The organism is Pseudomonas turukhanskensis (genome assembly GCF_027922365.1).
In the GTDB taxonomy this organism is placed as follows: domain Bacteria; phylum Pseudomonadota; class Gammaproteobacteria; order Pseudomonadales; family Pseudomonadaceae; genus Aquipseudomonas; species Aquipseudomonas turukhanskensis.
Genome location: NZ_BSFN01000029.1, coordinates 26,802 through 40,010 on the forward strand (window position 1 = coordinate 26,802; position 13,209 = coordinate 40,010).

Annotated in this window: 9 protein-coding genes; 5 read left to right on the plus strand and 4 right to left on the minus strand. The window is 63.1% G+C overall.

Annotated features, from left to right (window positions below; all coding sequences use genetic code 11):
- Nucleotides 1-67: 67 nt before the first annotated feature.
- A complete protein-coding gene (locus tag PKE98_RS25130) occupies nucleotides 68-502 on the minus strand; it encodes a DUF411 domain-containing protein (protein WP_271198190.1) in 435 nt (144 codons plus the stop codon).
- A gap of 130 nt (nucleotides 503-632) precedes the next feature.
- Here PKE98_RS25130 and PKE98_RS25135 point away from each other — a divergent pair, with 130 nt between their 5' ends.
- Nucleotides 633-1,016 (plus strand): DUF4345 family protein, encoded by a 384-nt coding sequence (locus tag PKE98_RS25135; RefSeq protein ID WP_271198191.1) that lies wholly within the window; start codon nucleotides 633-635, stop codon nucleotides 1,014-1,016.
- Nucleotides 1,017-1,172: 156 nt separating this feature from the next.
- Nucleotides 1,173-2,588 (plus strand): methyl-accepting chemotaxis protein, encoded by a 1,416-nt coding sequence (locus PKE98_RS25140; RefSeq protein ID WP_271198192.1) that lies wholly within the window; start codon nucleotides 1,173-1,175, stop codon nucleotides 2,586-2,588.
- 180 nt (nucleotides 2,589-2,768) lie between these two features.
- On the opposite strand, the gene mdoH is transcribed toward PKE98_RS25140, so the two are convergent.
- Entirely contained in the window at nucleotides 2,769-5,315 is a 2,547-nt protein-coding gene (gene mdoH, locus PKE98_RS25145; RefSeq protein ID WP_271198193.1) for a glucans biosynthesis glucosyltransferase MdoH, read from the minus strand.
- Entirely contained in the window at nucleotides 5,308-7,059 is a 1,752-nt protein-coding gene (locus PKE98_RS25150; protein WP_271198194.1) for a glucan biosynthesis protein G, read from the minus strand. The genes mdoH and PKE98_RS25150 overlap by 8 nt, the downstream gene beginning before the upstream one ends.
- A 396-nt stretch (nucleotides 7,060-7,455) precedes the next feature.
- Here PKE98_RS25150 and PKE98_RS25155 point away from each other — a divergent pair, with 396 nt between their 5' ends.
- From PKE98_RS25155 to PKE98_RS25165, 3 genes are read left to right on the plus strand one after another with little or no spacing between them, the layout of a single operon-like run.
- Nucleotides 7,456-8,013 (plus strand): (2Fe-2S)-binding protein, encoded by a 558-nt coding sequence (locus tag PKE98_RS25155; protein ID WP_271198195.1) that lies wholly within the window; start codon nucleotides 7,456-7,458, stop codon nucleotides 8,011-8,013.
- Entirely contained in the window at nucleotides 8,010-8,999 is a 990-nt protein-coding gene (locus tag PKE98_RS25160) for an FAD binding domain-containing protein (protein WP_271198196.1), read from the plus strand. The genes PKE98_RS25155 and PKE98_RS25160 overlap by 4 nt, the downstream gene beginning before the upstream one ends.
- Entirely contained in the window at nucleotides 8,996-11,236 is a 2,241-nt protein-coding gene (locus tag PKE98_RS25165; protein WP_271198197.1) for a xanthine dehydrogenase family protein molybdopterin-binding subunit, read from the plus strand. The genes PKE98_RS25160 and PKE98_RS25165 overlap by 4 nt, the downstream gene beginning before the upstream one ends.
- Here PKE98_RS25165 and PKE98_RS25170 read toward each other — a convergent pair whose 3' ends face one another.
- The gene (locus tag PKE98_RS25170; protein WP_271198198.1) at nucleotides 11,237-12,472 is read right to left on the minus strand and encodes an MFS transporter; all 1,236 of its coding nucleotides are present in this window, start codon (nucleotides 12,470-12,472) and stop codon (nucleotides 11,237-11,239) included.
- Between the last annotated feature and the right edge of the window lie 737 nt (nucleotides 12,473-13,209).

Genomic DNA, 13,209 nt, shown 5'->3' on the forward strand with positions numbered 1-13,209 from the left:
TCCTGATCCGTGGCGCTTTTAGTGTTGCGGTGCAGCTGGACACGCGCCAGGCCGGCGGTCTGTTAACTCACTCGCCTGCGTAACGGGTCAGCACCTGCTCGGTGCCATCACGTTGCACACCGATCACAGCATAGGCATCGCGGATGCCGCCTTGTTCCATCCCTGGTGAGCCCATCGGCATTCCGGGCACCGCGGCACCGATCAAATCAGCGCGCTCACGCAGTTTGAGAACGTCAGCCGCCGGCACATGGCCCTCAACGAATTTGCCGTCGATTACACCCGTGTGGCAGCTACCCAGGTTGTGCGGCACGCCGAGGCGAGTTTTGACCGCGCTCATGTTGGTTTCCACATGGTCGGCCACTTTGAAACCATTGTTTTGCAAATGGCTGATCCAGGCTTTGCAGCAACCGCAGTTGGCATCGCGGTACACGTCGATGGTGATGGGCTCGGCAGCGTGCAGAACACCTGTGAACAGTAGCGGGAGAAGGGCTAAACAGCGCATGGCAGTAACTCCAGGGGAGAAATATGCTCAGGAGCATAGTCCCTGCTGGCGGCCCTCCGAAGCAGGCAGCTATTTACAAATATGTCGAGGTCCCTATTCTTCAGCCTTCCCCTAAGGCCGGAGCCTGACCATGCTGTTCGCCCGACTGTTCCTTTTGCTACAGGCCCTGGTGTTGGGCGGTTTTGGCGTGGCCTATTTCACTTACCCACAGGAGATGGCCGCCCTCACCGGCATGATTCTGATGCAAGGCTCGGCCGTGGTTGATGTGCGCGCCTACTACGGTGCGTTGCAACTGGGGTTGGCGGTGTTCTTGTTGTCTTCGGCGGTGCGCCCGGCGTTTATCCGGCCGGCCTTGAGCCTGCTGACCCTGTTGTTCGCCGCGCTAGCCCTGGGGCGCACCGGCGGCCTGTATCTGGACGGCACGGTGGGGCAGACCTTCAACCTCTACGCCATGGCGTACGAGGCCACCTCGGCCGTGCTGAGCTACATCGGCTTTCGCCGCTTGCCTGGGTAGCGCGCGCCCTTCGCCCTACAAAGTAGCTCGCCTGGCAAAGCAGGCCTTCAAATCGGGCAACTTCTATTGGTCGCTGCGCTATAGCCCACAAATCCCGGCGTCAAGGTGATGGCACTGTGCTTGCACGACCCTGTGCCTAACAGGGAGAACATCACTATGTTGCTAACACGCACCAAGGCCCGTCGCGCGGAAGACGACGGCGCCCTGAGCTTGCTGGTGGACAACCTTGACCTGACCAGTCAACTGTCCGACCTGCAGCCCATCAACACCCGCCTCAACGGCTTCACCCGGGCGCTGCATCAGCGTCTGGGCGAGAGCCTGGCCGCCTCGGTGGATATCGCCGCCCATGCTCCGGAGCTGGCGCGTATCGCCAGTGAAACCGAGGCCAGCGGGCAAAGCCTGGCGCAAGCCTTGGAGCTGATCGCCAGTGCCAGTGAGGAAGTCAGCACCACCCTGGACAGCGAGCTGGTGCCCGGCGCTGCGCAGGTGGCCAAGCTGGCCGCCGAAGTGTCCGGCACGTTGCGCAGCTGCCAGCAGACGGGCGATGAAGTGTTGCGTCAGGTGGACGCCATCGATGCCAGCGAAACCCAGCTTGAAAGTGTCATCACCCAACTGGTGGGCCAACTGGAAGAAGTCAGCCAGGTGCTGGGTGTAATCGCCAGTATTTCCCAGCAGACCAACCTGCTGGCCCTGAACGCCGCCATTGAAGCGGCGCGGGCGGGTGAGCATGGTCGCGGTTTTGCCGTGGTGGCCGATGAAGTGCGGCGCCTGGCCGGCCACACCACCGAAGCCACCGGCAAAGTCAGCCAGATTATCGAACGCTTTCGCGACGGCATGGCCCAGCTCGGCACCGCCGGCCAGCATATGCACAGCGCCGTGGCCGACGGCCGCGACGGTATGACACGCATGGGCGAAGACCTGCGTAATACCCGCGCGGCCATGGACCAGCTCGACCAGCGCGTCGGCCATATCGCCGCCGGCACCGAGCAGATCGGCATCGCCGTGCACGCCATCAATGGCGACGTGCAAAACATCGCCGGGGTCGCCGCCGACCTGCTCAGCAAAGCCGGGCAAGTGCTGACCCACAGCCAGGCCGTGCGCAGCAGCGGCGACCGGTTGCTTGATGGTCTGGGCGCGTTCCGTTTGCAGATTCACAAAGACGTGCAAGCTAGCGTCGAGCGCCTGGCAATGGAGGCGGCGTTGCACGGCGAGATCGGCCGCGCCGAGGAATTTCTGGCCGATACATTGCGCCGTGACCCGCGCTTTGAACTGTTCTACCTGGTCAACAGCGACGGTACTCAGCTCAGTGAAAACGTGTTTGCCGAGGGGCTGGGCGCCTCAGCATCGGGCACTTCAGGACTGGAGCGGGGCGCGAGCTGCAAAGGCCGCAACTGGGCGCAGCGGCCCTGGTTCCGGGCGGTGGCCGAGCAATTGAGCAGCCATATCACCCCGGTGTATCGCTCCTCGGCCACCGATGCGTTCTGCTTTACCGTGTCGGTGCCGGTGTTTACCGCCAGTGGGCAGTTGCAGCGGGTGTTGGGAGCGGATGTGCGGTTGTCGGCGTTGGTGTGATTGCCCTTCGAGATTCTGGATCCCCGCCTTCGCGGGGATGACGAACGTTTGAAGTTCGATATCCGTCATTCCCGCGAAGGCGGGAATCCAGTTGTAGGGCGAATATCCGCATAGCGGATATCCGCCGTCGTTCGCCCTGCTGATGCGGATCGGCGGATATCGCCCGCGGCGATATTCGCCCTACGCCGGAACCGCATTCCCCGCCACCGCCGGCAACGGCAACAATGGCGCATGGGGATCTTTGGCAATCGTCTCGCGCCAGCTCTCGATCCATTCCCCCGGCTCGTCGTCCCACACCGCCGCGTGCAAACGCGCCATCGCCACCGGGTCGCTGAGCAGGGCCATTTTCGCTTTCTCGTCCAACTGCTGCGGCCCGACTTTCAAGGCATGGCGTACCTGCTCGGTGCGCTCCCACTCCAACGGTTCCGCCTGACGGTGGCGCGCAGTGGCCAGCGCATAGGCCAGGGCGTTCTGCTTGGGGTCGACCACGGCGTGCACAAAGCCGTTATGCAAGGCATGCCAGTTGTTTTCGTGGTTGTACTCATCGGTGGCCAGCAGCTCGCGCGGCGGCTGGTATTCCTCGGGAATCAGAAACAGCTGCTCGTCCTTGGCCTTCAACCCCACGCCGACTCGGCTGGACAACACCGACAGCGGAATCGACAGCATCAGCGAGCCGACAATGGGCGCCAGCCACCACAAAAAGCTCGGGTTCAGCCAGGCCACCAAGGCCGTCCACAGCACGCCAAGCGCCGTTTGTGGGCCATGGCGTACCGCCGCTTCACGCCAGGTAGTGGAGCCGTCATCGCGGCTTGGCGAATGCCACACGGCTTCCCAGCCGAGAAACGCCGCCAGCACAAAGCGGGTGTGGAACAGCATGCGCACCGGCGCCAGCAGAATGGAAAAGAGCATTTCCAGCAGCATAGACACGGTTACCCGCAGCTTGCCGCCATAGGCCTTGGCGCCCTTGGCCCACACCAGCACCACGCTGAGCAGTTTGGGCAGAAACAGCAGCACCACGGTGGTGGAAAACAGCGCGATGGCTTTTTCCGGGTGCCACTGCGGCCACAACGGATACAGCTGGCGCGGCTCCATAAAATACTGCGGCTCCATCAGCGTATTGGTAGCCAGCAACGCGGTGGACAACAGCAGGAAGAAAAACCACAGCGGCGCCGACAGGTACGACATCACCCCGGTCAAAAACACTGCGCGGTGCACCGGGTGCATGCCCTTGACCATAAACAGGCGAAAGTTCATCAGGTTGCCGTGGCACCAGCGGCGGTCTCGCTTGAGCTCATCCAGCAGGTTGGGCGGCAGCTCTTCGTAACTGCCGGGCAAGTCATAGGCGATCCACACGCCCCAGCCGGCGCGGCGCATCAGCGCAGCCTCGACGAAGTCATGGGAAAGAATCGCCCCGGCAAACGCGCCCTTGCCCGGTAGCGGCGCCAGGGCGCAATGCTCAATAAAGGGCTTCATGCGGATAATGGCGTTATGGCCCCAGTAGTGCGATTCACCTAGCTGCCAAAAGTGCAGCCCGGCGGTGAACAGCGGGCCATACACGCGGGTGGCGAACTGTTGAATACGGGCATACAGGCTGTTCATGCCCGAGGCGCGCGGTGCGGTCTGGATAATGCCGGCGTCCGGCGTCGCTTCCATCAGGCGCACCAGGCTGGTCAGGCATTCACCGCTCATTACGCTGTCGGCATCTAGCACCACCATGTAGCGGTACTCACTGCCCCAGCGGCGGCAGAAGTCGTCAAGGTTGCCGCTTTTACGTTTCACCCGGCGCCGGCGTCGGCGATAGAAAATTCGCCCAAAGCCTTGGGTTTCCCGGCACAGGTCGAGCCAGGCCTGCTGCTCGGCCACTGCAATATCGGCGTCGTTGCTGTCGCTCAGCACAAAGAAGTCGAAGCGTTCGATGTCGCCCGTCGCCGCCACCGATTCATAGGTGGCCCGCAGCCCGGCAAATACCCGCGCCACGTCCTCGTTGCAAATCGGCATCACGATGGCGGTGCGCGCCTCGGCGGCAATCGGCTCGTTGCCGGCGCTGGCGCCGGAAATGCGGTATTTGTCGCGCCCGGTTAGCAGTTCCAGAAAGCCCATCAGCGCGGTCCAGAAGCCCGCCGACACCCAGCAAAACAGAATGCCGAACAGCAGCAAAATACTGCCCTGCAGAAAATACGGCAGCACCTGCGTGGCGGTCTGCATCAGGGTTTGCTGGCGCACTTCTTCCCACTCGAAAAACGCCCAGCCCTGGTACGGCATGATGCCTTTCATGTACCAGCCGGCCACCAGCGTCTGGCCCAGCATCAGCGCCAGCAGAATGTAGCGGCGTATGGAGCCCACATGCCGCCAGCGTGCCGACGGCAGCTCGCGCTTGGCCGGTGCCGGCGGGTTCTCGCGCCCGCGCAGGTTGCGCCACAGACGCACCAGCACATTGGTGCGCCAAGGCTCGGGAATGACCCGCGTGCGCTGAATCGGCGGCGTGGCTTTCAGGCGCACGCGGCCCTCGGCATCGGCGTCGAGCATCTGCGCATCGGTGCTCAGCAGCGTCAGGCGCTGGGCCACCGAGGCCTGCACGGCAGCCTGGTTATCGGCTACCGGTTGGGCCGCCAGGCGCCGATGTACTTCCAGCAGCGACCGACTGCCACTCAACTCCGCGCGCTGCTCTTCACTCAGCGGCAAGTGGGCCAAGTATTCGCGGACGGTGATGGCGGCTGGCTTATTCATCGGCAGGCAACTGGTTACTCCAGGTCTCGGTCAGTACTTGCACCGGTGGAGGGGGCGGCGGCGGTACATCGCTGGCAGGCGCGGGTGCTGCCTCGGCGGCAGGCGCCGGAGCATTGGCATCAGCGGGTTTTGGCGCCGGTGCTGGCGGCGGTGGCGGCGTGGGTTTGGCGGCGGCTTGCTCCTCATCCACCGCAGCCGGTACTTCTACCGGCAGGTCTTTAACCAGCGCCGCACGCATTTCCACCGGCTTGCTCGGGTCGTTCACCTTGAAGCGCAAGGTCAGGCGCCAGCCCTGGGTTTCGGGGTTATAGCGCACGTTGTTTTCCATCAACTTGGCGTTGTCATCCAGGCTGATTTCGCTGCGTACCGGGGCGTCTTCAAGCAGGGCTTTGAGGGCCGGGCCTTCAAAATCCACGAGGTAGGCAATGCTGCCGTCGGGCTCACGAATCAGGTTCGACTGTTTCACATCGCCGGTAGAGCGCAGTGTCTGTTTAACCGAGGCCAACTCCTGCGAGCCCAATGCCGCCTCGTCCAGGCTCCAGTGCAGGCGGTAGCTGAAGTCGATCGGCTGGCCGGCCTCCGGCAGCGAAGCCGGTTTCCAGAACGCAACGATGTTGTCGTTGGTTTCATCGGCGGTGGGAATCTCCACCAGATTGACCGTGCCCTTGCCCCAATCGCCCTGCGGCTCGATCCACGCGCTCGGGCGTTTGTCGTAGCGGTCATCCAGGTCTTCGTAATGAGAAAAGTCACGGCCGCGTTGCAACAGGCCGAAGCCTTTGGGGTTTTCCACGGCAAAGCTGCTCACGCCCAAATGCTTGGGATTGTTCAGCGGGCGCCAGATCCATTCGTCATTGCCGGCATGAATCGACAGGCCGCTGGAGTCATGCAACTCGCGTCGGTAGTTGAGGGTTTTCGGCGGCTGGTTGGCACCGAACAAAAACATGCTGGTGAGCGGCGCCACGCCGAGCTGGGTGACGTTCTCGCGCAGGTACATGCGGGTTTTTACATCCACCACCGAGTCGGTGCCGGGCCTCAGCACCAGGCGATACGCACCGGTGGCGCGCGGCGAATCCAGCAGGGCATAAATCACCAACTGCTTCTCGCCGGGCTTGGGCCGCTCGATCCAGAACTCGCTGAAATGGGGAAACTCTTCGCCCGACGGCAGGGCGGTATCGATGGCCATGCCGCGAGCCGACAAGCCGTAGGTCTGGTCTTTGCCCACCACGCGGAAATAGCTGGCGCCCAGCAGGGTCATGATCTCGTCCTGCTTGTCGGCCTTGTTGATCGGGTACAGCACGCGAAAGCCGGCATAGCCCAATTGCTCGGTGGCTTTGGCGTCGAATTTGAGGTCGCCGAAATCGAAGCGGCTGGGGTCGTACTTGATTTCACTCACCGTGGTGGCGGTGACTTCGTTGATTTTCACCGGCGTATTGAAGTGCATGCCCTGGTGATAGAACGACAGCTTGAACGGCGTTTGCAGGTTCTGCCATTCGGCCTTTTCGGGGCGGAAGCGAATCTTCTGGTAGTCCGCGAATTTCATCTCGCTGAACTCGCTGGGCAAGTTGCTTTTGGGCACCACGTACTTCTGCGCCGCCAGGGCTTTGGCCTTTTGCGCCACATCATCGAGGCTGAACGCCCAGAGCTGACCGGCCGCCAGTAACGACAGCAGCGCCGTGGTGGTGCCGAGGGTGTGGCGCAGTCGTTTACGTTTGCCGGTAGCGGCGTTTGGGGTGCTGAAAGTCACAAGGCCTCCTCGCGGTAATCAGAGTTGCCAACGGAGATGCTAAGGGAGCTAAGCGAGTTGGCGGGACAAGGGTTCCGACTGCGTTTTTTTTCAGATGGTTCCCCCGCTGAGCGTCAAGGACGGGGCGGCGCAGCAGTTGCCTGCCTCTGCGCCCGTAAGCGAAGCGGTGCGATGTGAGCGTTTATGGGGGCTGGAGGAGGGATGGCCTTTTGCTTTCTGGTGCGATGAATGGTCGGCGTGCCAGTCGCACTCGCCACCTCATTCTCGCGGACAGATCGGCGCGCGAGCCCGTCCGGCAAAAAACCTGAACACATTCTTTTGCTGCCAAGTCGTAACCCATAGACGCAGCCAACTGCGCCGCCGTGTGATGCGGCCGCCGATTACCGTGAGGCATCTATGACGACAACCCCCGCAGCAGACGGCGACGAGCTGTTCGCTCTACACACCCTGCGCTTGAACATCAACGGCGAGCAGCGCCGCATCCAGGTACACGCCTGGACCACGCTGCTCGATATGCTGCGTGAGCAGCTGCAACTTACCGGCAGCAAAAAGGGCTGCGACCACGGCCAGTGCGGCGCGTGCACGGTGCTGCTCGATGGCAAGCGCATCAACAGTTGCCTGACGCTCGCAGTGATGCACGACGGCGCCGAACTCACCACCATCGAAGGCGTGGCCGACGGCGAAGCGCTACACCCCTTGCAGCGCGCGTTTATCAAACACGACGCCTTCCAATGCGGCTATTGCACGCCTGGGCAAATCTGTTCGGCGCTGGCCATGGCCGGCGAAAACCACGCCCATAGCCGCGCCGATATCCGCGAGCAAATGAGCGGCAACCTGTGCCGCTGTGGCGCCTACAACAATATCCTCGATGCCATCGAGGACGCCTTGCCCGCTTGCCGTGGCGAGCTGGAAACCAGCGCCCCGGCGCTCGGCAAAAGGGGGAGTGCGGCATGAGCCCCTTTTCTTACGCGCGGCCCACAGCAGTGCAAGAGGCCGTGCAACTGGCAGGCCCCCATGCGCGTTTTATCGCCGGCGGCACCAACCTCATCGACCTGATGAAAGAAAACGTCGAGCGCCCGCAACGCCTGATCGATATCACCGGCTTGCCGTTGCACGAAGTGGCCGACACCGTCGATGGCGGCTTGCTGATCGGCGCGCTCGTCAGCAACAGCGACCTGGCCTGGCACCCACGCGTCCAGCACGACTACCCCCTGCTGGCCCAAGCGATTCTGGCCGGTGCCTCGCCGCAATTGCGCAATATGGCCACCACCGGCGGCAACCTGTTGCAGCGCACCCGCTGCCTGTATTTCTACGACACGGCCACGCCGTGCAATAAACGCGAGCCCGGTTCAGGTTGCAGCGCGCGCCAGGGTCTGAACCGCAACCACGCGATTCTCGGCGCCAGTGAGCACTGCATCGCCACCCACCCTTCAGACATGTGCGTGGCCCTTGCTGCGCTGCAAGCCCAGGTGCATGTGGCCGGCCCGCAAGGTGCGCGGCAGATCGCCTTTGCCGACTTTCACCGTTTGCCCGGCGACCAGCCACAGCGCGACAACGTGCTGGCCGACAACGAGCTGATCACCGCCATCGAACTGCCCGCCGAGGGCTTTGCTGCCCATAGCCACTACCTGAAGGTGCGCGACCGTGAATCGTATGCCTTTGCGTTGGTGTCGGTGGCGGCGGCGCTGGATATCGACGGCCACGTCATTCGCCAGGCGCGTATCGCCTTGGGCGGCGTGGCGCACAAACCCTGGCGCAACCCGGATGCCGAAGCCGTGCTGATCGGCAAACCGGCCACTGCAGCGAACTTTCGCCTGGCTGCCGACCTGCTGCTCGATGGCGCTGATGGCCAGGGCCGCAACAACTTCAAGATTCCCTTGGCGCGCCAGGCCGTGGTCCGTGCCCTTACTGATGCCGCACAGGCTATGGAGGCCGCATGAGCGCCACCGTCAAACCGTTCAGTGTGCCGCTGGAGGCGCCCATGGGCTTGCCCATGGACCGCGTCGACGGCCACGCCAAAGTAACTGGCGAGGCCCAGTACGCGGCAGATTTTCACAGCGCCGATCTCACCTATGGCTGGGTGATTTCCAGCCCTATCGCCCATGGCCGAATCGTCGATATCGACGCGCGCGCAGCGCTGGCCCTCCCCGGCGTGTTGCTGGTGCTCAGTCACCTCAATCGCCCCGAGTTGGCCAGCTATGACGAATCGTATACCGACGCTGACGCCGCCGAGGGTTCGCCGTTTCGCCCGCTCTACAACGACCGCATTCTCTACAGCGGCCAGCCGGTGGCCATGGTGGTGGCCAAGACCCTGGAGCAGGCAAGGATGGCGGCTGCGCAGGTGCACATCGAATACCGCAGCGAGCCGCACCAGACCGACCTCAACGCGCAACTCGGCCAGGCCCATAAAGCACCCGCCGAACTGCCCAAACCGCGGGGCGATGTAAGCGCTGGCCTGGCCCGTTCCAGCGCCAAGGTCGAGGTGGAGTATCAAACCCCGGCCGAGCACCACAACCCGATGGAACCCCATGCCTCCACGGTGGTGATGCAACCCGATGGCGGCCTGCTGATTTACGACAAAACCCAGGGCACGCAAAACTGCCGCACTTACCTTGAACAAGTGTTCGGCCTGGAGCCTGGCAGCGTGCGCGTAGTGGCGCATTTTGTTGGCGGCGCCTTCGGTTCAGGCCTGCGCCCGCAGTACCAATTGACGCTGGCGGTTATGGCCGCGCTCAAACTCAACCGGTCTGTGCGGCTGGCGCTTACCCGGCAGCAGATGTTCACCTTTGGCTATCGCCCGCCAACCGTGCAGCGCCTGACCCTGGGCAGCGACGCCGACGGCAAGTTGCAGGCGGTGAAGCACCAGGCCATTGCCCAGACCTCACGCTTTGAAGACTTCACTGAACATCTGGTGGAGTGGTCCGGCATGCTCTACCACTGCGACAGCGTGGAGTTGGATTACCAACTGGTGCCGCTGGACGTATTCACCCCGCTGGACATGCGCGCGCCCGGCGCCACATCCGGCGTTTTCGCTCTCGAATGCGCCATGGACGAGTTGGCCTACGCCGCTGGTATCTGCCCGCTGCAACTGCGCCTGCGCAACTACACCGAGCGCAACCAGAACGAAGACAAACCCTATTCCAGCAAAGCCCTGCGCGAATGCTACAGCGAAGGTGCCGAACGGTTCGGTTGGGCCAGGCGCACGCCTGAGCCACGCAGCATGCGCGACGGCCATGAACTGTTGGGCTGGGGCGTGGCCACCGGGGTGTGGGAAGCCATGCAACAGAAAGCCAGCGCGCGGGTGGTACTCGATGGTGAAGGGCGCCTGCACGTGAGCAGCGCCACCACCGATATCGGCACTGGCACCTACACCGTACTCACCCAGATTGCCGCTGCGGCCATGGGCGTGGACAGCGACGCGGTACACGTGTTGATCGGTGACTCCAGCCTGCCGACCGCGCCGCTGCAAGGGGGCTCGTTTACCATTTCGTCGGTGGGCAGTGCCGTGCAGCAAGCCTGTACCGCCCTGCAGAAACAGCTGCTGGAAGCCGCGCAGAAAATCGAGGACTCGCCGTTTGCCGACGTTTCGCGTGATCAGGTGGTGTTCATTGATGGCCGTTTGCGCCTGAAAGCAGACCCTACCAAGCAATTGGCACTGTCCGAGATCGTACGCAGCAGCGGCAGCGGGCAGATGCAGGCGCAGGTGGATGCCGAGCCGGATAGCAAAAAACGCGAGCCGTACGCGACCGCCAGCCATTCAGCGGTATTCGTGGAGGTGCGGGTGGATGAAGCCCTGGGCATCGTCCGCGTCAGCCGGGTGGTGAGCGCCATTGCCGCCGGAAGGGTGGTCAACCCGAAAACCGCCCGCAGCCAGATTCTTGGGGGTGTGGTCTGGGGCATCGGCATGGCCCTGCAGGAAGAAACGCAGATGGACCATGACCTCGGCCGCTTTATGAACCACAGCTTTGCCGAATACCACGTGCCGGTGCATGCCGACATGGGCGAGATCGAGGTGATTTTTGTCGACGAGCAAGACACCATCGTCAACGCCCTGGGTTCCAAAGGCGTGGGCGAGATCGGGCTGGTGGGCGTCGCGGCGGCGATTGCCAATGCCGTGTATCACGCCACCGGCAAGCGCATTCGCCAGCTGCCCATTACCCTGGATAAATTGCTGTGATTACGGCTCTTTGGTTTCCGGCGCGCTGAGGGTTTCGCGTTGGGCCAGGGTGGGGAACAGCTTGTACCAGGTGCCGGTAATCAACAGCGTGCCGACGCCGCCCAGCACCACGGCATTGACCGTGCCCAGCCAATGGGCCGTGAGGCCCGACTCGAATTCGCCGAGCTGATTCGAGGCACCGATAAACAATCCGTTTACCGCGCTCACCCGGCCGCGCATGGCGTCCGGGGTTTCCAACTGCACGAAGGCGCCACGGATCACCATGCTGATCATGTCGGCGGCACCTAGAATGGCCAGCACCAGCAGCGAGAACCAGAACGAAGTCGACAGGCCGAAGGCAATAGTCGCTACGCCGAACACGCCCACCGCAATAAACATCACCCGCCCGACCTTGCGCTTTATGGGAAAGCGCGCAATCCAGAACGCCATTAACAGCGCGCCCACCGCCGGCGCCGAGCGCAGCATGCCCAGGCCCCAGGGGCCGGTGAGCAGAATGTCCTTGGCAAACACCGGCAGCAGCGCGGTAGCGCCGCCGAGCAGCACGGCGAACAGGTCCAGGGAAATGGCGCCGAAAATATCCGGGCGGCTGCGGATAAAACGGATGCCCGCCAACAGGGAATGAATCGACGGGCGTTCCTGATTCAGCTTGGCCTGATTCTTCGGCAGGCTGAGCATCAGCGCGCAGGCCAGCACATACAGCGCCGTGGTCGGCGCATACACCCAGATGCTTCCGAACGCATAGAGAAAACCACCAAGAGCCGGGGCGACGATGGTGGCGGTCTGGATGGCCGATGAGGAGGCCGCGATGGCCGCCGGGAAGAGCGCGGCGGGCACCAGGCTGGGGAGCAATGCCTGGGTGGCGGGCATTTCGAAGGCGCGGGTGCTGCCCAGCAAAAAGGCCAGTACGAAAATCATCTCGCGGGTGACTTCGCCGCTGGTGCTGCCTAGCACCAGGGCGAAAGCGATCAGGCCTTGGCACGCTTGGCACAGGGCGGCGACTTTGCGCCGGTCATAGCGGTCGGCGACGTGGCCGGTGTGCAGCATAAACAGCACGCGAGGGAGGAACTCCACGAGGCCGACCCAGCCCAGGTCCATCACGTTGCCGGTGAGCTGATACATGTGCCAGCCGATGGCCACGGTGAGCATCTGGAAACCGCTGGCGGTGCAGACGCGGGCTAGCCAGAATTTTAGAAACGGAGTGTGGTGACGCAGGAGTGTTGGCGTGGTTGTGGGCATTGGCTTGGATGGGGAGCGGGGGGAGGAGGGGGACAGGCTAGCATGAGGGGGGAGGGGAGTGGCTTGGGGCGGCCACTGATCGCCCGGAAAATTCGCTGCTTCGGTTGTGGTGGAGTTCTTCTTTACCGCGTGTGCTGGGCGTTTTGTTTCGCGCCTTACGCGCGAGTTTCTTTTGGCATTGCCGGGTTGCCGGACCACCCAAAAGAAGCCAAAAGGTCTAGCCCCCGGCATACGGCCCTTCGCTGCGCTGCGGGTTCCCTCCTTCCGGCACTGCTCCGGGGGCACGCCATGACGGGCCATCCTTGGCCCATCATGGCTCTCGCGGCTTCCCTGCCGCTCAACCCCCTGCGCAGCCCCTCCACTCGGCCTCCTGAAGGGGCGGGCAGATCAAGATCAAAAGACAGATCAAGATCAACTGCCCCTCACCCCAACCCTCTCCCGCGAGCGGGAGAGGGGGCCGCTTTTCGTAGGAGCTAGCTTGCTGGCGAACCCTGGAAAAGGTAGTTCGGAACTTGCGTTTGCAGGGTTCGCCAGCAAGCTGGCTCCTACAAAATCAAATGCGATCGTCGCCATAAGTCGCCCCTCGCCCGCTAGGCCGGCCGGGCAGGCGAGAGGGGTCGGGGGTGAGGGGCATTTGATTTGGCTTTTGATCTACCGCTTGTGATCTACCCGCCCCTTGAGCGCCAGGCCGAGTGGAGTCGTTGCGTAAGGGGTCGTAGCGGCCGGGAGCCGCGCAG

Bases quoted from the DNA above. Each gene is read 5' to 3' on its own strand.
- PKE98_RS25130 (WP_271198190.1), bottom strand. From the start codon at position 502: ATGCGCTGTTTAGCCCTTCTCCCGCTACTGTTCACAGGTGTTCTGCAC.
- PKE98_RS25135 (WP_271198191.1), top strand. From the start codon at position 633: ATGCTGTTCGCCCGACTGTTCCTTTTGCTACAGGCCCTGGTGTTGGGC.
- PKE98_RS25140 (WP_271198192.1), top strand. From the start codon at position 1,173: ATGTTGCTAACACGCACCAAGGCCCGTCGCGCGGAAGACGACGGCGCC.
- mdoH (WP_271198193.1), bottom strand. From the start codon at position 5,315: ATGAATAAGCCAGCCGCCATCACCGTCCGCGAATACTTGGCCCACTTG.
- PKE98_RS25155 (WP_271198195.1), top strand. From the start codon at position 7,456: ATGACGACAACCCCCGCAGCAGACGGCGACGAGCTGTTCGCTCTACAC.
- PKE98_RS25160 (WP_271198196.1), top strand. From the start codon at position 8,010: ATGAGCCCCTTTTCTTACGCGCGGCCCACAGCAGTGCAAGAGGCCGTG.
- PKE98_RS25165 (WP_271198197.1), top strand. From the start codon at position 8,996: ATGAGCGCCACCGTCAAACCGTTCAGTGTGCCGCTGGAGGCGCCCATG.
- PKE98_RS25170 (WP_271198198.1), bottom strand. From the start codon at position 12,472: ATGCCCACAACCACGCCAACACTCCTGCGTCACCACACTCCGTTTCTA.